Source organism: Segatella baroniae DSM 16972 = JCM 13447, from assembly GCF_000426585.1.
Lineage (GTDB): Bacteria > Bacteroidota > Bacteroidia > Bacteroidales > Bacteroidaceae > Prevotella > Prevotella baroniae.
This window is the reverse complement of record NZ_AUFQ01000006.1, coordinates 1-20,612: the sequence shown is the minus strand read 5'-3', so window position 1 is coordinate 20,612 and position 20,612 is coordinate 1. Positions and strand designations below refer to the sequence as shown.

The window sequence follows — 20,612 nt, the reverse complement described above, 5'->3', positions numbered from 1 at the left end:
ATTGGTTATTTGTCAAAGCAGTCGAATTGATATCCACCGAAGGAAAGGTGGGTGTTGGAGGCGTAGAACACGTAGAGGAAGTAGCCATCCTCGGACGGTGTCACCAGGACGTCGGCAAAGCGGTTGTCACCGGCGTAGCCCACGGATCCGTAGAGGTCGGGCGTGGAGATGATGGAGGCCAGCGCGCTGCTCGTGTTGACGTTGCCGCTGATGGATGAAAGGTCGCCCGCGTCGTAGATGTAGACATGTCCCGGCAAGCCCCAGTTGGGCCAATAGCCCATTTCGTAGATGGCATAGTAGCGGTTCTTGTTGAACGCCCGGATGTCGGCGGCACCCGTATTGTAGCCCCAGCCCTTCTCGTTGCTGTTGGCAGAGAGTATCTGTTTGGCGCCGCTCCAGGCCGGAGCGTAGTATGCCGGGCAATTTCCGTCGCCGTAATAGCTGAACACGCAGCCGTCCTTCACGTCGGTGCCGGCGGCACAGACCTTGCTGATTCCATCGAGACCGCCCCATGCCGGCACGCTGCCGAACAGGATGTTCTCGGCCGGACCGGCCTTGCCGTCCTTCACAATCCAGCGGATGGCGTTCTGGCAGACGTTCGGCGTGGCGGTGACGATGGCGTCGTGGGCCAGGTCGCCCTGCACGTGGAGGCGCGCGCCGATGTCCACTCCGAGGTTGTTGGCATAGCTGATGAAGAGTTCGGGGGCCTTGGTCACGTCGTTGGTCTTGTAGATGTTGAGCGTGGAACCGCTGGCGGCGTAGTTGCAGATGAGCATGTTGCCGGCGCAGTCGCTCGTGATGGCGCCGTCGGCCTTGGCCGCTCCGAGGTTGATGGCGCCCAGTTTGGTGCCCGTCACCTTACGGAAGTACTGTGGCGCGGAGCCGTCGCCGAGGTTCAGGACGACGAAGCTGCCGATGGAGGCCAGCGTCGGGTGGGTGTTGTTGGGCGTGGCCACGCCCAACATCGTCATGTCGTTCTCGAAAAGCTTGAGTTCGCTGCCCGTGCGAATGCCCGATGGAATCTTGGTCGGTATGTGTTTGATGACCTTGTAGACGCTTTTGTCGGTGCCGTTGTCGGCCGTCACGGTGAACTGGAAGCCGTCGTTCATGTCGTGGGGCTGGGCCGGGTCGGGCGAAATCGTGGCGTGCGGGTCGAGCACCACTTCGGCCGTCATGTCGGAAAGGTCGGCGGCGGTGAGCAGGGAGATGGTCTTCTTGTCTTCGTCGATGACGCCCTGCAGGTAGCCCGGCTGCACCAGGATGGACTTGATGGCGCACTTCGACGACTTGACGCGCTGTCCCGAGATCGTGATCTGCTTGCTTTCGCCATACGGGTTGGTGTAGGTGAAGGCGTTCTTCTGGGTCAAGTCGAGCACGGTGATGGGCGGGTCGATCTTGCAGTTGTTCTCCAGTGTGGCCACAATCTTGAACTGCGACATGTCCTTCTCTGTGGTGTTGTCGCTCTCTTCTGGGTAATACCAGGGCACGGGAATCACGTAGTCGGTGATGTCGTTGCTGTTCTGGGGCTGCCAGGTCACGACGGCCTTGTCCACATAGGTGCCCGACGTGAAGTAGGCCGTGAGGCTTGAGATGCCTGCCCGGTCGGCGGTGGCGTCCACGTGCTCCTCTTCGGCGCAGCTGCCGAGCGAGAGGAGTGCCGCCACGAAGGCGCCGATATATAGGAATTGCTTTTTCATAACTTTGAAATGTTGATGTTTTGCGGGTTCATGACACAGTTCTATTTCCATTCGGGGAATTGGTCGATCTCCTTGTTGTTGTTCAGTTCGCCCACCGGAACGGGCAGACGGTAGAGCTTCTTGGGGAAGTTGAGGTCTTGGTTGTCGACATCCACGTAGGTGTAGCGGTACAAGTCGCCCATCTTCTCAATCTTCAGGCCGTGCCGGCGAATGCCCGTGAAGGTCTGGTCGGCCAGCTCCCAGCGGCGCATGTCCCAGTAGTAGAGTCCCTCGAAGGCCAGTTCCACCTTGCGTTCGTGGCGCAGGGCCTCGAAAAGGCGGTCGCCGCTGAGGCCCGTCAGCTTGGGCAGGGCGACGCGCTCGCGCACCTTGTTGAGGTATTCCAGGGCCTTGGCGGCGGCGTTCAGTCGGTAGCAGGCCTCGGCATAGTTGAGATATACCTCGGCCAGACGGATGACAATGCAGGGCTGTGTGCTGTTTTGCACGGCCGTGAAGTGGTGGTTTTCGTCCACCAGCTTGCGCAGGTAGTAGCCCGTGGTGGTGCGTCCGTTGGTCTTGGGGTCGGCTTCCCAGCGGCACCAGCCGTCCGTTCCGCCCACGAAAGGCTCTATTTTGCGGCCTTTCCACGTAGCTCCGTTGTAGAGGATGGTGGCCTTGAAGCGCGGTTCCAGCTTGTCGTAGGGCGGCGCTTGCGTCGTTCCCGTCTTGGCGGCTTCGTGCCATGCGGCCCAGTCGAAGCGTTTTCCGTCGGTCATCTCGTATTCCTCCACCATGTCCTGGGTGGGCGTTCCGAAGCCGCCGTCGGCCTGGTTGCCGTCCAGGGCCTTGTCGCCGCCCGGCGCATAGTAGGTGTCGAAGGAGTGGGTGAGGCTTATCTTCGAGTCGTAGGTGTACTGGCAGATGGCCTCGGAGTTGCCGCCGGTGAAGGCGTCGGCGTAATTGCCGGTCAGCTGGTACTTCATGGCGATGACCTTCTCGGCCGCTTCCTTCACGGCCGTCCAGTCCTTGCAATAGAGCATGGCCCTGGAGAGCAGCGCGTAGGCAGCTCCGCTGGTCAGCCGGCCTGTCGCCGACGCGCTGACGGGCAGGTTCTCGCCGGCGAACTTCAGGTCGGCCTGCACGAACTTCCAGCCTTCCTCCTCGCTGTCGAGCTTCTTGTTGGTACTGATTTGCGACAAGTCCTCGGTGTAGAGGATGGCCTGGTGGTAGCGTTTGAGCAGTTCGAAGTAGCACATGCCGCGGAAGAAGCGCAGCTGTCCCTCGAAGTATTTCACGTCATTCTCGCCCAAACTGCTGCGATGCAGGTATTGCAGCGACTCGTTGATGCGCCGGATGTTCTCGTAGGTGCTTTCCCACACGCCCAGATAGGTGTCCGTGTAGCCCGCCGTCAGGGGCAGTCCGCCGTAGGAAATCTCGTTGGGAATGTACATCAAGGCATTGAATGTCATGTTGCCGTACTTGAATTCGTCGGTCAATCCCTCAGCCATGCCCACCGAACACTGGTACGTGCCGAAGCTGCTCAATGCCGGAAGCAGGCAGTAGTAATAGTCGATGGCCATCTGCGCGTTGGTGGACGAGCTCCACACAAGGCTGTTGGTGGCCTTGTCGGAAGGCTTCAGGTCCAGGAAATCGTTGCAGGACGACAGGCCCAGAGAGGCTCCCAGCAAGCAGAGACCTAAATATTTAGCTTTCATAGATGTATCCTTTTAAAGTTAGAAAGTGATGTTGACACCACCCAGGAACGTGCGCTGCTGGGGGTAGTAGCCGTTGTTGACGCGGGGAGACTCGGGGTCGACGCCTGTCGGAAGGTTGTCGATGGTGAAGAGGTTGGAGCCTTCCACGAAGAAGCGCACCTTCTGAATGCCGGCGGCGTTGAGCCAAGTGGCGGGCAGGGTGTAGCCTATTTGGAAGTCCTTGAACCGCAGGTAGTCGCCCTTCTTCATCCAGAAGGTGGACGCCAGGCCGTTGGCACCGCCATGACTGACGTTCCCCAGTGTCAAGCGGGGGTATTTTCCGTCGGGATTGTCCAGGCTGTAGGAGTTCTGCACGAGCCACAACGGCGAGTTGGCGCCTTCCTTGAAGGTCTGGCTCCACACCGTGTTGTCGTCGTAACCGTTGTAGTAGGTGCCGAGCAAAGACACGTCGAACTTCAGTCCGGCGGTGAAGAGCGCATTGAAGTCGAAGCCGTTCCACTGCGCGCCGAGGCTGAGACCCATCATGATCTGCGGGCGGTTGCTGCGGCCGATGCGGGCCTTGTCCTGCTCGCTGATGACGCCGTCGCCGTTCAAGTCCTTGAACTTGATGTCGCCCAGGTTGGGTCTTGAGCCGTACCAGGCCGACTTGGTGATCTCCTCCTCCGAGCGATAGAGCCCCTCGGCCACCCAGGCGCTGTAGGCATCGACGCTGGTGCCGACCACCTTGCGCCACTCCTGGGCGTTGGGGTCGTCCTGATAGCGCAGCCACTTGCTCTTGGCATAGGTCATGTTGACGCTCGCGTTGTAGTCGAAAGGCTTGCCGCCGAGCGTGAAGCGGTTGCGGTGGGAGACAGTCCAGTCGATACCGTAGTTGCTGTAGCGGTTGTTGTTGACGTAGGTGGGGTAGTAGCCGCCCATCGAGGGGGCCTTGCCGCCGCTGTTGGAGGCCAGCAGGTCGTAGTTGAGATTGTAGAACCAGTCGAACTCCAGGCCCAGCAGTCCGTGCCACAAGGTGGCGTTCAGGCCGATGTTGGTCGTGCGGGTCTTGGCCCAGGTCAGCGCGGGATTGGCAATGCCGCTGGTATACATGGAGCTGTAGGCCGTGCCGTCGAACACCCGTTGCGTAGCGAAGGCGTAGGTGCTGAGGTAGGAATAGGCCGCCACATTGTCGTTGCCGAGCAGTCCGAGGGAGCCGCGCACCTTCAAGTCGTCGAGCCATCCCCGGGCGCCTTCCATGAAGTCTTCGCCCGAAACGCGCCAGGCGGCGGAGAAGGAGGGGAAGAAGCCCCAGCGCTTGCCCGAGCCGCTGAAGTGGTAGGAGCCGTCGTAGCGGCCGCTGAACTCGGCCAAGTATCTGTTGGCGTAGTCATATTTCAGACGGAACACGTAGCCCGCCGTGCGCGTGTGGTTGTTGACGCCCGAGACGGGGGAGCTGCTCGTGATGGCCTGGCCGTAGGAAAGGTCAGCTATCTGTGGGAAAGGCACGTGGTCGACGTAGCCCGCGAAGTTGGAACTCTTGTAGTCGTTGATTTCCAGCAGGCCCATCGCGTCGACGTTGTGGCGGCCGAACTGTCGGGCGTATTCCAGGCGGAACTGGCCCGTGAGCTTCTGGGTGGTGTACTGTCCGTCGCTCACGTGGTTCAGCGTTTCGGCCGAGTTGCGCGGGTCGTCGTTGAGGATGAAGGTGCCGAAGTTGTCCGACGCCATCGACATCGTGTAGGTCTTGTAGGGCGTGGCCAGGTTCTTGCTCTGCGAACTCAGGTAGTCGTAGGCGCCGGTGAAGGCGAACGACAGGCCCCGGAGCCAGCGGGCGTCGTAGCGCAGGCTGAAGTTGGAGTTGAGTTCGAAGCTGTGGGTGCGTCCGTAGCCCGAGTCGTAGATAGCCGCGAGGGGGCTATAGGAAACGCCGGCGTTGTTGGGCAGTGTTCCTGTGTACAGTCCCTTGTGCTTTTCGGGCAGAAACGGGTGCATCATAATAGCTTGGTGCCCGATAGAAAGCCATCCTACTTCTTCTTCATCGCTTTGGCTTCCGTCGTCGGCACCACCCGATGAATATCCCGGTGTCTGGCGTCGGCCCACGGTGCCCACGGCCCCGAACGTCAGCTTCCAGTCGCGTCCCACCTTCGTGTCGATGTTGGCACGGACGTTGTAACGACGGTAGTTGAAGTTGGCGATGTTGCCCTGTTGGCTCATGAAACCGCCCGAGAGGAAGTAGTGGATGTCGTCGGATCCGCCCTCCAGGGTCACGTTGTGCTTCTGGTTGTGGCCCGTTCCGAACACCTTTCCTATGTAGTCGACGTTGTCCCAGCCGTCCGTCGGGTCGTGGTTGAGCATGGCCTTGATGTGTTGGCTGGTGAAGACGGGCGTGTACTGGTCGCGCGACTTGAGGGTCGTTCCGGTGAGTTTGTCCATCAGGTCGGCCATGTTGTAGTAGTCGGCGTACTCCGGTCCGTTCATGAATGTGGGGAAGTTGGCGTTGACGGAGATACCGTACTGGCCGTCGTAGGACACCCGCGTCTTGCCCTGCCGCCCCTTCTTGGTGGTGATGATGACCACGCCGCCGGCGGCGTTGAGGCCATATACGGCTGCCGCGGCCCCGTCTTTCAGCACCGAAATGCTCTCGATGTCGTTGGGGTCGATGTCGTTCATCGAGCGCGCCACGCCGTCGACGATGTAGAGCGCGCCATACTGCGAGCCGCGGATGCGCAGCGCGGCGAAGTCGTTGCCCGGCTCGCCCGAGGTCTGCACGGAGGTCAGACCGGCCATGCGGCCGCCCAGCATGTTGGCGACGTTGGTCGACGGCGCCTTCAGCAGCTCGTCGCCCTTGAGCGCCGTGACGGCTCCGGTGAGCGACTGCTTCTTGGCCGTGCCGTAGCCCACGACCACTACGTCGTTGAGCGTCGACGACTCGTCGGCCAGCGTGATGTTGATGGTGCGGCGGTTGCCCACCCTGACACGCTGGGTCTTCATTCCTACATACGAAAACGTCAAGTAGTCGGCACTGTTCGCTTGTATGCTGTAGTTGCCGTCCAGGTCGGTGATGACACCGTTCTTGACGTCTCCGTTTCTGAGCACGGTCACTCCGGGGAGCGATGTGCCCGCTGCGTCTTTCACGACGCCCCTGACCGTCTGTGCCGCCGCGTCGAGAACGAGGGCGAACAGCAGGGCCAGTGTCAGCGTCAAAGTCTTCGGAAAGACTGAATTTCCTGTTGATAAGCTGAAATTCATCATGGACATTAAAGGTTGGTTGGTTGATAGTTTAAGTTGGATGAAGCCTCTTCGGCTTCACAATGTTTTTTCGTTGTAGTCAGGCCGGGCCGCGGCTGTTTTCCCAAAGCAGTCCCCTCGTGTTGCAAAAGCAGCCCTTTTAGCGTGTAAAAGCTGTCCTTTTGCAAGGTAAAAGGGCTGCTTTCAGCTGCTGAAAGCAGCCCTTTTGGAAAACGGTGGCGTGCCGATGGCTTTCGCGTCGGGCGAAAACAGGCGTGCGGTCGTGGTCAAGTCTCTATGGAAGAAGCCGTTGCGGAGGCTGAAGCCGTCGCTTTTCCTCCGCAACGGGGAGTGTCGATGGGGTCAGTTGTAGCGGGCGGTGTCCCACCAGACGCGGACGGCCATGCCGTCGCCCTTGCCGCCGTTGAGCGAAGCGTCCTTGGCGTTGGGGTTGTCACGGGTCTCGTCGTCCACGTATTTAAGCTTCTTGACGAACGTTCCCAGCGGCAACGTGCTCTCCAAGCTCTGCACCACCGGCGTGAGCGCAGGGTAACCTGTGCGCCGGAACTCCGTCCAGGCCTCTACGCCGTCGGGATAAAGGGCCAGCCACTTCTGCGTCAGGATTTGCTTCAGGTGGCCTTCCATGGTGCTCTCGGCCGTCCAGGCCACGCCGCCCGTGGTCTTGTAGGTGTTGTCGGAGGTTGTCGTGTAGTACTTTGCGTCGACGCCGGTCCGCTCGTTGTCGAACGACGCCTGGATGCCGGCCAGGTAGTTCTGCTGCGCATCGCCCGCTCCGGTATAGCCGCGAAGGGCCGCCTCGGCCTTGAGGAAGCACACTTCGGCGTAGTCCATCAGCTTCATGGGGCGTGAGATGCAGAAGGATGACTCGCTGTTGTCGGCGCTGTTCCAGCCCGGCATGTACTGGTAGCCCCAGACGTAGGAGCGTTCGTCGCCGGCCGGGATGTTGTCGGAGGGCAGTCCGTTGGCCACGCCCTGGAATTTGGGCGACGCCGCCGTCGAGCCGGGCGTGTGTCCGAACCACAAAGTGGTGCGTGGGTCGAGCACGGTGCCGGTCTGTTTGAGCATGTTCTCCATCGTCTTGCTCATCGCGAACTCACCCCATCCGGAGATTTGGAAGAGCGGGAAGCCGTTGGAACCGGTGCCCGAGATGTAGACCCCCGCGTTGTCGGCATTGCCGGAGAGCAGTCCGCCGGGGGCCGCGAGAGCCGCTTCGGCCTCCTTCTTGGCCGTGGCGGCGTCGACGTAGGCCAGCCGCAGGGCGTAGCGGAGGCGCAGCGAGTTGGCCAGACGAATCCACTTGGCGAGGTCGCCCTGGTAGACGAGGTCCTGCGTGGTCGCCAGTTTCGCCTGTGCGGCGTCGTCCTTGTGGGCGTTGAGGGCCGTGACGGCCTCGGTCAGCTCCTTGAACAGGTCGGTGTAGATGCTTTGCTGACTGTCATACTTGGCGTTGCTGGTGCCCGTGGCGGCCTCCGTGTAGGGGATGTCGCCGAACATGTCGGTCGTCTGGGCCGTGCAGCGGGCCGTGAAGATGCGCATCACCTGGTAGATGTTGTCGTACTGTGGCTTCTCGACCACGATTTCCTTCACGTTCTTGAACTGCTTCAGCACGCCCACGTAGTAGCTGTTCCAGAAGCCGTCGGTCACCCAATCGCTTCGGAAAGTGTAGTTGTCGGAGTTGAAGTAGGCGGCCGAGTTGGCGAAATACTGCGCGTAGAGATTGGTGTGCAGGTTGTCGCCCACCTGATATTCCCACGAACCCATGCGGCTTCCTTGCTCCATCATGTAGGGAAGGATGTAGCCGGGGTCTCCGTCGGTGAGTCCTGTGGGGTCGGTGTTGATCTTGTCGTAGTCGCCCGTACACCCCATGACCATGCCGGCGATGCAGAAAAGTCCTATAGTTTTGATGATATTACGTTTCATAGTCGGTTCGGTTTGGTTAGAATTTAACGTTGAGTGCGAGGCCGAAGCTCCGTGTAGGAGGCAGTGAAGCCAGCTCGAAAGCCTGCGCGTAGTCGCTGCGTGAGAAGGCGCCTTCGGGATTGACGGGCGCATTCTTGTGGAAATAGAAGAGGTCGCGGCCCACCAATGAGAGCTTGGCATACTTGATGGGCGTGTTGCGGAACCACGACTGGGGTAGGATGTAGCCCAGCGACAGCTCGCGCATCTTGATGTATGAACCGCTGTGGATGAAGGCTTCGGCCACGCCGGTGGGGCCTCCTATGGCGTTCCAGTAGGCTTCGGAGGTGACGCCCACGGTGTTGGCTTGTCCGCTTTCGGTCACGCCGTCAACCACGATGAGGTCGTTTGCCTCGCGTCCCTTCAGCGTGCGGGACGACGTTCCCTGCTGGCAAGCGTAGGCGTCGGTCACCGACACGAACTCGCCACCGTGCCGAATGTCGACCAGACAGCTGAATGTGAGGTCTTTGTAGCGCAGCGAACTGCCCACGGAACCAGTCCACTTGGGAGTCATGTTGCCGACCACTTGGTCTTCAACCGCTTCGGGAAGACCGCTCGCATTGACGACGATCTTGCCGTTGGCGTCGCGCTTGAAGGCCTTGCCCACGATGTCGCCATACTTGCCGCCGCTCGAAACGACGACCTTGGCGATACGCGTTTCGCCCAGCGTGAAGCGTGAAATGCCCTCCGTGAGGCTCTCGCAGGTGGTGCGGCTCATGCCCCAGTTGAGGTTCAAGTCCCACTGCCAGTCCTTCGTCTGCACGGGGGTGCCGTTGAGCATGAGCTCGAATCCGTGGCTCTTGATTTCACCAGCGTTGATACTCTTGGCCGTATAGCCCGACGAACCGGGCATGCCGACGCTGAGAATCTGGTCTTTCGTGTTCGTATTATAATAGGTGAAATCAAGTCCGAGACGGTTGTTGAAGAAGCGGAATTCGGTTCCTATCTCGAACGAATTGGTCTTTTCGGGTTTCAAGTCGGCCAGGGCCTTGGTCTTGCTGAGGTATTCCTTGATGATGTTGGGGTTCACCTTGTCGCCCTCTGCGTCGAGTTTGTCACCCGTAGTCCACAGGTAATAGAGGGTGGCCAGCTGATAGGGGTCGGTGTCGTTGCCCACCATGGCCCACGAGGCGCGCAGCTTCCAGTAGTTCATCCAGTCGGGGAGTTTGAACATTTCGCTCATGATACCCGACACGCTGACCGAGGGATAGAAGTAGGAACGGTTCTTGGCAGGCAGCGTCGACGACCAGTCGTTGCGGCCGGTGAGGTCGAGGTAGACCATGCTCTTGTAGCCGAAGGTGGCTTGGGCGAACACGGATTGAATCTCTTTCTTCGAGAATCCCTCGCTCGTCGTTTGCGTGAGGCCGTTGGCAAGGGTGACGGTGCCCGGGATGGCGAAGCGTCCCGACGAACTGGAAAGGGCGTCGTACTTCGTGTTCTCCACCGAAGTTCCGAGGTTGGCGTTGACGGAGAAGTCGTCGAAACGCTTGTCGAAATAGAGGATGAGGTCGGCGTTGAACTCCTGGTTGGTCTGACTGCTTTTGATATATTGCGACGCCGTGGACGTCGGATCGGGCAACGTGTTGTAGTTCTTGATGGCGTCGTTGTACCAGTCCATGCCGGCCCGGCCCGTCAGCCGCAGGTAGTCGGTGAACCTGACGGTGGCGCTGAGCTGGCCCATGAAGCGGTTGCGCACGACCTTGTTGCCGTTTTCTGTGGCGCAGAGGGCGTAGGGGTTGGAGAAGTTGTCGCTCGGTCCCGACCAGTTTTCGGCATTGTTGATGTAGGCCCCGATACCTCTCGGGTTCTCCAAGTCGCTCAGTCGAATGCCGCGGGGCATTTTCACGAGTTGCACCATCTGGCCGTATTCACCCTGTCCGGGGCGGTTGTTGGTCTTCTGGTGCATGTAGCTGGCCTTGATTCCCACAGTGATGAGCTTGTTGTTCATCTCCGTATGGAAGTCGATATACTGCCGGTTCTGGTTGAAGTTGGGCGTGATGTCGTCGGCACGGGTGTCTGTGAACGACAGTCTGCCGCTGATGTTCTCGCCTCCGGAGGTGGCCGTTATCGTGTTGGAGTAGGACACTCCCGTGCGATAAAAGTCCTTGATGTAGTCTTTCTGCGGTGTAAGCGCGTAGGAAGAGTAGCGGTCGTCGCCGTAGAAAAGCTTGCGCCAGTTCTCCACGGTCTGGCCCGTCATCTTCGGTCCCCAGCTGGCTTTGGCGCTGCTGTCATAGGCTCCGGCCGCTCCTTGGCCGTAAATGTTCTGGTAGTCGTAGGGCGAATAGACGGTCGTGACGTCCAGCGTGCCGTTGTATTCCAGTCGGAGCGGCTGTCCGCGGCGGCCTTTCTTCGTCGTGATGACGATGGCGCCATTCTGCGCGCGTGAGCCGTAGAGGGCCGCGGCGTTGGCTCCCTTCAGCACGGAAATGCTTTCGATGTCCTCAGGGTTGATTTCCGACGCCGCGCCGGCATAGTCGGAACCGCCCCATTGATCGGCCTGTTCCACCGAACTGTCGTTGATGGGGAAACCGTCGACCACCCACAGCGGCTGGTTGTTGCCGCTCAGCGAGTTGAGGCCACGCATGACGATGCGCGTCGAACCGCCGAGTCCGGTGCCCGACTGGGCTATCTGCACGCCGGCCACCTTGCCCTGAAGCATGTTGGCCACGGAGAACGACTTGTTTTCGATCAGTCCGTCGGTCTTCACCTCTTGCATGGCGTAGCCCAGCGCTTTCTTCTCGCGCTTGATACCCAGTGCGGTGACGACGACTTCGTTGAGCTCGTTGCTGGCCGGAGCCAGTACGATGCGCAGTGTATTCCTGCCGCCGAGGGCCACGGTCTGCGGGGTGTAGCCCACGTAGGTGACCGTCAGGCGGGCATTCGCTTTCACATTGATGGAGAATTTGCCATCCAAATCAGTGACGACACCGTTCTTCGTGCCTTCTTCAAAAACGCTGGCACCGATGACGGGTTCGCCCGTTTCGTCGAGAACAATGCCGACAACGGCCTTCACCTGTTGCTGTGTCTCTGCCGCTTCGGGTGACATGGGGACGGCGTAGGCCGACTGTGTCGCCGCAAGCAGCATGCCACCCAGGAGAATGGCTGGTAAGCTGAGTAATAGTTTCTTATTCATCATGGCTGTTAAACGGTTTGATTAGACTTTTAATAATGCGTTGGTGTATTTCCATTTAGTTTCGTTGCAAATATAAAAGAATTGTAAATAACTTCCAAAAGTTTTTCTAAAAAGTTTTGGTTCTTATTTAAATATTTTGTAAATTTCGCCCGATTACGCATAAAATAACCATTTAAATCCATGTAATACATCTCTTTTTTATGTTAAATCGTAGACTTTTTATCAAGAATCTGCTGCTGGCCGGTGCTGCCACAGTAGTGTCGCCACAGTTGCTGAGAGGCGAAACGCAAGGTCCGCGGGGCCGTGGAAAGTGGCGGGTGGGCAACAGCCGCGCCCAAGTGACGGACGGCGAGAGCCGGCTCATCGTACCCAAGGCCGCCGGCATGCGCATCACGGGAACCTTTCTGGACGAGATTTCGCACGACATACCTCATCAGAACTGGGGCGAGAAGGAGTGGGACCGGGATTTCCGGCACATGAAGGCCATCGGGATAGACACCGTCATCGACATCAGGTCGGGCTACCGGAAGTTCATCACCTACCCTTCACCTTATTTATTAAAGAAGGGTTGCTACATGCCTTCGGTCGATTTGATCGACATGTTCTTGCGTTTGGCCGACAAATACGACATGAAATTCTACTTCGGACTTTACGATTCGGGTCACTACTGGGACACGGGCGACATGCAACAGGAAATCGACGACAACCGATATGTCATTGACGAGGCGTGGAAGATGTACGGTCATCACAAGAGTTTCAAGGGATGGTACATCAGTACCGAGATAAGTCGCAAGACGAAGGGCTGCATTCCCACGTTCCACACGATGGGCAAACAGTGCAAGGACGTGTCGGGTGGCTTGCCGGTGTTCATCTCGCCGTGGATAGATGGCAAGAAAGCCGTGCAGGGAACGGGCAAACTCACCAACGACCAGGCCGTGAGCGTGCAGGAGCATGAGCGCGAATGGAACGAAATCTTCGACGGCATACACGACGTGGTGGACGCCTGCGCCTTCCAGGACGGGCATATCGACTACGACGAACTCGATGCCTTCTTCTCCGTCAATAAGAAACTGGCCGACCGCTACGGCATGCAGTGCTGGACTAATGCCGAAACCTTCGACCGCGACATGCCCATCAACTTCCTGCCCATCAAGTTCGACAAGCTCCGCATGAAGTTGGAGGCGGCCAAACGGTGTGGCTACGACAAGGCCATTACTTTCGAATTTTCCCATTTCATGAGTCCTCAATCGGCTTATTTGCAGGCCGGTCACCTCTACGACCGCTATCGAGAATACTTCGGAATCTAAAGAGTAAAGAATCAGACAGGCTGGATTGGTCGGACAAATAGGACAGTTTTTCCCTGTCTGAACTTCTCAATTAAAAACAAACCTCAAAATGATGGAACAAGTAAAGTTAGGATACGTCTTCTTTCTGGCATTTGTAGCCGCCATCGGCGGCTTGCTGTTTGGCTACGATACGGCTGTTATTTCGGGTACGATAGACCAAGTGACGGCCCAGTTCAGGCTTGATGTCATTCAACAAGGTTGGTATGTGGGCTGCGCGTTGATAGGTTCTATCGTGGGCGTGGCCTTTGCCGGCGTGATGAGCGACAAGCTCGGGCGGCGTCCCACGATGTTCGTTTCGGCCGTATTGTTCACCGTTTCGGCCGCCGGCTGTGCCGTCAGTGCCGACTTCGGATGGCTCGTGGCCTATCGCATCATCGGCGGACTGGGCATTGGAATCGTGTCGATCGTGGCTCCCGTGTATATTTCCGAAATCGCCATCACCCGCTATCGCGGACAAATGGTGTCGCTTTATCAGCTCGCCGTCACCGTGGGTTTCCTCGCGGCGTACTTCGTCAACTACCTGTTGCTCGACCTTTCGCGCACCGCTTCCTTCACTTCCGACTGGCTGCAGCTTATCTTCGTCGGTGAGGTTTGGCGCGGCATGCTCGGCATGGAAACCCTTCCGGCCCTGCTCTTCGTGCTCACCTTGTGCTTCATCCCCGAGAGTCCGCGCTGGCTCATCACCCGCAATCACGACCGTCGGGCCGCCGTCATATTCTCCGGTATCTACCGCAGGCCCGAGGACGTGGAGCGGCAGATCGCCGACACACGCTCCACCGTCTCGGCGGAGACCAAGTCGGAGTGGCGCAGCCTGCTGCGGCCGGGCATTCTGAAGGCTGTCGTCATCGGCGTCTGCATCGCCATTCTGGGCCAGTTCATGGGTGTCAACGCCGTACTCTATTACGGTCCGTCCATCTTCAAGGACGCCGGCATGGACGATCCACTCTTCTGCCAGGTGCTCGTGGGCGTGGTCAACGCGCTGACAACGGTGCTTGCGATGTTCATCATCGACCGTGTGGGTCGCAAGAAGCTCATCTACTACGGTGTTTCGGGCATGATATTGTGCCTCATTCTCATTGCCGTCTACTTCGCTTTCGGTGCTTCTTTGCACCTCGGCGTGCATTTCATGCTGACCTTCTTCCTGCTTTATGTCTTCTGCTGTGCCGTCAGTATCAGCGCCGTGGTGTTCGTGTTGCTGTCCGAAATGTACCCCAACAGCGTGCGCGGGCTGGCCATGTCCATCGCCGGCTTCGCCCTTTGGATCGGCACTTACCTCATCGGGCAGCTCACGCCGTGGATGTTGGCCAACCTCACACCTGCCGGAACGTTCCTGCTTTTTGCCGTGATGTGCGTGCCCTACATGCTCATCATGTGGCGGCTCGTGCCCGAAACGGCCGGCATGTCGCTTGAGGACATCGAGCGATATTGGACCCGCACGCCGGTGAAATGACGCCGTTTTCGGAAAAAATGCTTATCTTTGCCGCCTAAGTGTAGGCGGCAAAGCCTTTTCCAAACATTCAACTCTCAATTTATAGATACACGACATGAAAAGAATTCTATTGCTCACGGCCCTCGTCATGCAGGCGTTGCTGATGGCGGGAGCCGACCGCGTCGTCAGAGCCGACGACCCGGCAGTTTCATTCACAGGCCGAACAGAGACCCTCGGCGACGGCAGTGTGCGCTACGACTGGGTCGGCGTCTACATGCAGACATGCTTCACGGGCGGCCGCATCGCCGTGGAGGTGGCCGAAACGGGCACCAGCTACCATAATATATATATAGACGACCGCTTCATCCGCAAGCTGAAGATAACGGGAAAAGACCGCCGGCTCGTCACATTGGTCGACGGCTTGAGCAAGGGTCAGCACACGCTGAAGTTGCAGAAATGCACCGAAGGCGAGTTCGGATGCACCACCGTGAGCGCCATCCACGTGGCCGCCGGCGCCCGGTTGCAGGCCGTGGCGCCCCGAGAGCGGCTCATCGAGGTCTACGGCGACTCCTACACCTGCGGCTACGGAGCCGAAGGCAAGAACGCCCGCGAGCGTTTCAGACTCGAAACGGAGAACTGCGACAAGGCCTACGCCTGCATCATCGCCCGCTACTTCGGCGCCGACTATCGGCTCATCGCCCACTCGGGCATGGGGATGGTGCGCAACTACAACGACTCCGTGCAGCTGTCGCGCCATAACATGTCGACCCGCAGCATGCAGCTCTACGACGACTTCAACCGCACGCCCTACGACTTCGGCAATTGCCGCAGGCCCGACATCGTGCTGATCAACCTCGGCACCAACGATTTCTCCACTCTCGTGAAGCCCACGCCCGAACAGTATGTGAATGCTTACCTGAAGATGATCGACAACATCCGCGCCCGTTACGGCGACGTGCCCGTGCTCTGCGTCACCCCCCACAGTGCCAGTCGCTACCTGCAGGCCGCCCTCGGCTATCTGCGCGAGCGGCTGACGAACAGGTATTCCGGCGTCTACATGGCCAATTCGTTGGCCGGCATGGTGACCGAAGCGGCCGACACAGGCTCCGACTATCACCCCAACTACCAGGGACAGTGCAAGATCGCCATGGCGTTGATACCCCAAATCTCCGCAATCACCCATTGGAATCTGGCGGATTTGTTCTGATTCAGAAAATTATTTTGTATATTTGTCGCCATCAGTAATTGTTTTTCGTTATATGACGAACCTTTTTGAAAAAGAGAAAGACAGCAAGAATGTCGTTCTGAAAAGCAACATTCTGGGCTATTTCATCCAGAATGGCAATTCCACTACAAACGACTTGGCCAAGGAATTCAACCTTAGTATTCCCACAATGGCCAAGACCATCAACGAGATGAGTGCAGGAGGATACGTCTTGGAATACGGCAAGTTGGAGACAGGGGAGGGCCGCCGACCCAATCTTTACGGCCTCAATCCCGATTCGGGCTACTTCATCGGGGTCGACATGAAGCAGAACTCGCTCAGCATCGGACTCATGAACTTCCGCGGCGACCTGGTCGACCTCATGGACGACGAGCCGTTCGAGTGCGACAACACGCAGGCGTCGCTCGACGAACTGTGCAGCCACATCGTCCATTTCATCGAACGCATCAAGGTCCCCCGTGAGAAAGTGCTCAACATCAACATCAATGTTTCGGGCCGGGTGAACCCCGATACGGGCTACAGCTACAGCTTCTACAACTTCTCCGAAATGCCTTTGAATGCTTATATCAGTGAAAAGGTGGGCTGCGACGTGTCCATCGACAACGACAGCAGGGCCATGGCCTATGGCGAATACATGCAGGGTTGCGCCAAGGGGGAGAAGAACGTGCTCTTCCTGAACGTCAGTTGGGGCCTCGGTCTCGGCATTATCATCGACGGAAACCTCTACAAAGGCAAGTCGGGATTCTCGGGAGAGTTCGGTCACATGCACGCTTTCGACAACGAAATCCTGTGCCGTTGCGGCAAGAAGGGCTGCTTGGAGACCGAAGCGTCTGGCTCCGCGTTCTACAGAATCTTCAAAGAACGCATCAGGAACGGCGAAACCTCGATACTGAAGACCAAGACCGGCGACGGAATCACGCTCCACGACCTCGTCAAAGCCACCAACCAGGAGGACCCACTCTGCATCGACATCCTCGAACTGATAGGCCACAACCTCGGCATGCACGTGGCAGGACTCATCAATCTCTTCAATCCCGAACTCGTCATCCTTGGCGGAACGCTCTCGTTGACCGGCGACTTCATTCTCCACGCCGTGCGTTCGGCCGTCCTGAAGTACTCACTCAACCTCGTGAACAGGGACACCCAACTTTGCATTTCCAAACTCAAGGACCGCGCAGGCGTCGTGGGCGCCTGCATGCTGGCCCGCAACAACGTACTCCAATAAACCTCATGATCATCAAAGACAAGCTGTTGATAGGCCTGTTCGCCCTGGCATTGCCCCTCAATGCCGGTGCGGTGACGTTTGCCTCGGCCGATTCCACACAGCAAGAAGTGAAGAAGGCAAACGGCAAGGCCGACAAAGAGAAGCAAGAAGACAAGGCTGCTGACAAGAAAAAGGAGAAGGACGAATACGCCGAACTCATCAAGAAGAGCGTCAGTCTGGAGCGCGGACTCTTCGACGTGCACCATATCGAGGACAAATGGTACTTCGACGTGCCCGACTCGCTGCTCGGCCGCTACATCCTCGCCGTCACCCGACTCACCGGGGTGCCCCAGGGAGTGGGCAAGTTCAGCGGCGAAGAGGTGAACAGAGAGACCGTCTACTTCGAGAAACACGACGCCAAGACGCTCTATCTGCGGGCTTACGCGACGTCGCAGGAGGCCGATTCCAACACCAGAATCGCCCAGACGCTGCGGGCTTCGACCGTCGCCCCCATCATCGCGGCGTTCAAGATCATCGGCAAGAACCCCCGACAGGGCATGAATCTCATAGAGGTGTCGTCCTACTTGATGCGCGACAACAACTCGATGGGCATGCCCTCCAGCGCTTCCAAGCAGTATAGCATTGGCGGCATGCAGTCCGACCGCTCCTACATCGACACCATCAAGACCTTCCCCATCAACGTGGAGATCCGCTCGACGCGCACCTACAGCGCCACGCCGTCCAACAAGATACCCGCCACCGCCACCGGCAACGTCACCCTGAGTCTCAACACGAGCATGGTGTTGCTGCCCAAGACGCCCATGCGGAAGCGCCTTTGGGACAAGCGTGTGGGCTATTTCACCACCGCCGTCACCTATTTCGACGACGACCAGCACAAGACCGACCCCGAGCGCGTGGCCGCACGCTTCCGGCTGGTGCCCAAGGACAAGAAGGCCTACGCACAGGGAAAGCTCGTCGAGCCTGAAAAACAGATTGTGTTTTACATCGATCCCGCCACACCCAAGAAGTGGGTGCCCTATCTGAAGGCCGGCATCGACGACTGGAACGTGGCCTTCGAGGCCGCCGGCTTCAAGAACGCGATTGCCGCCAGGGAGGTTCCGAAGGGCGAAGACATCAGCCCCGACGACGCACGCTTCTGCTTTCTGCGCTACTTGCCGGCCGAGATAGAGAACGCCTACGGGCCGCACATCATCGACCCGCGCAGCGGCGAAATCGTCGAAAGCCACATCTGCTGGTACCACAACGTGATGAACCTGCTCACCAAGTGGTACATGACCCAGTGCGGGCCGCTCGACAAGCGTGCCAGGAGCATGCGTTTCGACGACAAGCTCATGGGCGAGCTCATCCGTTTCGTGTCGAGTCACGAGGTGGGACACACGCTCGGACTGCGCCACAACATGGGGGCCAGCTGGGCGACGCCCGTGGAGAAGCTTCGCGACAAGGCTTGGGTGGAGCGCCATGGCCACACCGCCAGCATCATGGACTACGCCCGCTTCAACTACGTGGCCCAGCCGGAGGACGGTATAGGGCCGAAAGGTCTCTTCCCACGTGTCAACGACTACGACAAATGGGCCATCAAGTGGGGGTATCAGTATCGCCCCGAGTTCAAGGACGAGCACGCCGAGAAAATCGGACTGATGGCCGAGACCACCAGGATACTGGCTGCCAACCCGCGACTGTGGTTCGGCGGCGAGGGCATGGACGAAGACCCGCGCTCACAGACCGAAGACCTGGGCGACAACAGCATGAAGGCCAGCGACTACGGAATCAGGAACCTGAAGCGTGTGGTGGCCAGCCTGCCCGAATGGACGCGTCAGGACAACGACCGCTACACCGACCTGGCGGAGATGTATGCCAGCGTGCGCGACCAGTACGGCCGCTATTGCAACCATGTGGCGACGCATCTGGGCGGCCGCTATCTCAACAACATGCCCGGCAAGGAGCCTTTCGAGCTGCAGCCCGCGGCCCTTCAGCTGGAGGCTCTCGACTTCCTGGGCCGCCAAGTGTTCGAGGCGCCGCTCTGGCTCTATCCTTCGAACATCGTCGACAAGGTCGGCGTCAATCCGTCGAGCGACATCCTGAACCGCCAGGGCCGCCTTCTGGAACACGCCATGAAGCTCTCCATGCTGTCGAAAATCTACGACGACTCCTTCTTGTCGCCCAAGGCCCTGCGGCTGGACACCTATCTGGACAAGCTCTTCTCCACCGTGTGGAAGCCGCTGACGGCCTCGGACGGGTTGGGCGACAAGTGCCGCCGCTCGCTAGAACGCCTCTATGTCGGCAACATCGACCGCTGTCTGAACCCGCCGGCCAAGGAGACGAAGGCCGCCAGCGAACTGAAGTCGTTCAACACTGACGCGCTGCTCTACCTGACGGTGCACCTCGACAAGGTGGAAGCCTTTGTCAAGGGCCAGCTCGACAAGAGCAACGGCATTGACAAGGTGCATTATCAGGACTTGCTGCGGCAGATCAAGCTTATCCGCGACAAGCAGACGAAGGCCTGACGCCCCGTCCTGCCAGGCTGCCGGCGTTCCCCATCGAATCCCCATGTCTTGACGCCCGTGTATGACGGACTGATATGGAATGCACCACCTGTCCCCATCGAAATCCCCATGTCTTGACGCCTTGTCGTCTGAGACGTTCAACGACGCGCCCGTGGGCGCGTCTTTTCTCTTTCCCCTTCGGCCGTACAGCTCCCACCGCCATCCCTTTTTGCGGTGAAATGGCGGAAAATCGCCTCTTTCAAAGGCGGGTTGGGGAATAGGAAACGCGGTGTTGCGGGCTACCGCGTAGCGTTCGTTCGACCACGCAAGGTTTTGGTCGTTGTCTGAATGAGGTGTTGTGTGGCTACCGCGCAGCGGTTGGTCTTTTTAGAGGGGAGGGTTGCGAGCGAAGCGAGCTACCCTATCTGCCCAGCGCCAGAGACATCTAGGCCGAAGGTCTTGGTCTTTTTAAGTTTGTGGTGGATGTTGCTGGGTATAAAGGGTGAGCCGTCGGAATTGCCAATTGATTTTGAAGCATGCAAGACACATGCAACAAGGCAGATATGATGGGCACGTGTATTGATTGAAAACGGGCTTTCCCGCAAAAAGCGATGGTTCAAATGTAAAAAGACCAAGACCTTCGGTCTAGCTCCCTAACACCAAAACTTAGGCAGGGTAGCTCGCTTCGCTCGCACCCCTGCTCTAACTTTGCAGGGTATTGTAACGAGGTTAATTTTTGTTACCTTTGTTGTGTGAAGGTAAGGATTAACCGAGGGAGGATGAAGACTAACAACCCTGATGGTACCTTGATACCCTGGCAGGGCGACAGCCCCCTCCCTCAAAGCTGCAAATGCCAGATAGATTTTCAGGCTTCAAGCCTACTTAGAGCATTAGCACATACAGCTTTTCGGTCAATCCTCCCGGCAAAGTTAACGATTAAGACCTACAAAATGGAAGAAAAGAACGTATTTATCGGCATCGACTTCTCAAAGAAGACCTTTGACGTGGCCGTCATGGACGGCAAATGCCGCCGGTTCCCCAACAGCGAAGCAGGCTGCGACGAACTGCTCGGCTGGCTCGGGCAGGACCTCGGTGAGGGACTCTCGAACTGCCTGTTCTGCTGCGAAAACACCGGCAGCCACAGCCTGCTCCTTGCCGACCGCCTCCATCTGAACGGCTGCACGCTGTGGATG

The 20,612-nt window shown here is 58.5% G+C and carries 12 protein-coding genes; 7 read left to right on the top strand and 5 right to left on the bottom strand.

The genetic code is table 11. From position 1 onward, the window contains the following. Positions 1 to 5: 5 nt before the first annotated feature. Genes K334_RS0106025 through K334_RS0106015 form a run of 3 tightly spaced genes read right to left on the bottom strand, consistent with a single transcriptional unit; the run spans position 6 to position 6,628 of the window. Positions 6 to 1,697, bottom strand: coding sequence for a DUF5018 family protein (locus K334_RS0106025; RefSeq protein ID WP_025880994.1), 1,692 nt, complete (start codon positions 1,695 to 1,697; stop codon positions 6 to 8). Between the two features lie 41 nt (positions 1,698 to 1,738). Then, positions 1,739 to 3,391 (bottom strand): RagB/SusD family nutrient uptake outer membrane protein, encoded by a 1,653-nt coding sequence (locus K334_RS0106020; RefSeq protein WP_025880995.1) that lies wholly within the window; start codon positions 3,389 to 3,391, stop codon positions 1,739 to 1,741. Positions 3,392 to 3,409: 18 nt separating this feature from the next. Further along, a complete protein-coding gene (locus K334_RS0106015; protein WP_027444673.1) occupies positions 3,410 to 6,628 on the bottom strand; it encodes a SusC/RagA family TonB-linked outer membrane protein in 3,219 nt (1,072 codons plus the stop codon). 196 nt (positions 6,629 to 6,824) lie between these two features. Here K334_RS0106015 and K334_RS15160 point away from each other — a divergent pair, with 196 nt between their 5' ends. Next, positions 6,825 to 6,971 carry a hypothetical protein gene (locus K334_RS15160; protein ID WP_155810161.1) on the top strand — a complete coding sequence of 49 codons (147 nt, stop codon included), beginning with the start codon at positions 6,825 to 6,827 and terminating at the stop codon, positions 6,969 to 6,971. On the opposite strand, the gene K334_RS0106010 is transcribed toward K334_RS15160, so the two are convergent. Then, positions 6,962 to 8,539 carry a SusD/RagB family nutrient-binding outer membrane lipoprotein gene (locus K334_RS0106010; RefSeq protein ID WP_027444672.1) on the bottom strand — a complete coding sequence of 526 codons (1,578 nt, stop codon included), beginning with the start codon at positions 8,537 to 8,539 and terminating at the stop codon, positions 6,962 to 6,964. The two genes, K334_RS15160 and K334_RS0106010, sit on opposite strands and share 10 nt — an antisense overlap. A gap of 16 nt (positions 8,540 to 8,555) precedes the next feature. Beyond that, a complete protein-coding gene (locus K334_RS0106005; protein ID WP_025880996.1) occupies positions 8,556 to 11,714 on the bottom strand; it encodes a SusC/RagA family TonB-linked outer membrane protein in 3,159 nt (1,052 codons plus the stop codon). Positions 11,715 to 11,911: 197 nt separating this feature from the next. On the opposite strand from K334_RS0106005, the gene K334_RS0106000 reads away from it, so the two are divergent. The 6 genes from K334_RS0106000 to K334_RS13595 all read left to right on the top strand — a co-directional run. Continuing rightward, positions 11,912 to 13,018 carry a DUF4434 domain-containing protein gene (locus K334_RS0106000; RefSeq protein WP_027444671.1) on the top strand — a complete coding sequence of 369 codons (1,107 nt, stop codon included), beginning with the start codon at positions 11,912 to 11,914 and terminating at the stop codon, positions 13,016 to 13,018. An 88-nt stretch (positions 13,019 to 13,106) separates the two neighbouring features. Further along, the gene (locus K334_RS0105995; protein ID WP_027444670.1) at positions 13,107 to 14,507 is read left to right on the top strand and encodes a sugar porter family MFS transporter; all 1,401 of its coding nucleotides are present in this window, start codon (positions 13,107 to 13,109) and stop codon (positions 14,505 to 14,507) included. Positions 14,508 to 14,601: 94 nt separating this feature from the next. Continuing rightward, positions 14,602 to 15,693, top strand: a complete 1,092-nt coding sequence (locus tag K334_RS0105990; protein ID WP_025880997.1) for an SGNH/GDSL hydrolase family protein — start codon at positions 14,602 to 14,604, stop codon at positions 15,691 to 15,693. A gap of 52 nt (positions 15,694 to 15,745) precedes the next feature. Continuing rightward, positions 15,746 to 16,936 (top strand): ROK family transcriptional regulator, encoded by a 1,191-nt coding sequence (locus tag K334_RS0105985; protein WP_021588450.1) that lies wholly within the window; start codon positions 15,746 to 15,748, stop codon positions 16,934 to 16,936. Positions 16,937 to 16,941: 5 nt separating this feature from the next. After that, positions 16,942 to 19,440, top strand: coding sequence for a zinc-dependent metalloprotease (locus tag K334_RS0105980; protein ID WP_025880998.1), 2,499 nt, complete (start codon positions 16,942 to 16,944; stop codon positions 19,438 to 19,440). A 929-nt stretch (positions 19,441 to 20,369) separates the two neighbouring features. Beyond that, a partial coding sequence (locus K334_RS13595; protein WP_036890043.1) for an IS110 family transposase occupies positions 20,370 to 20,612 on the top strand: 243 nt, incomplete at its 3' end.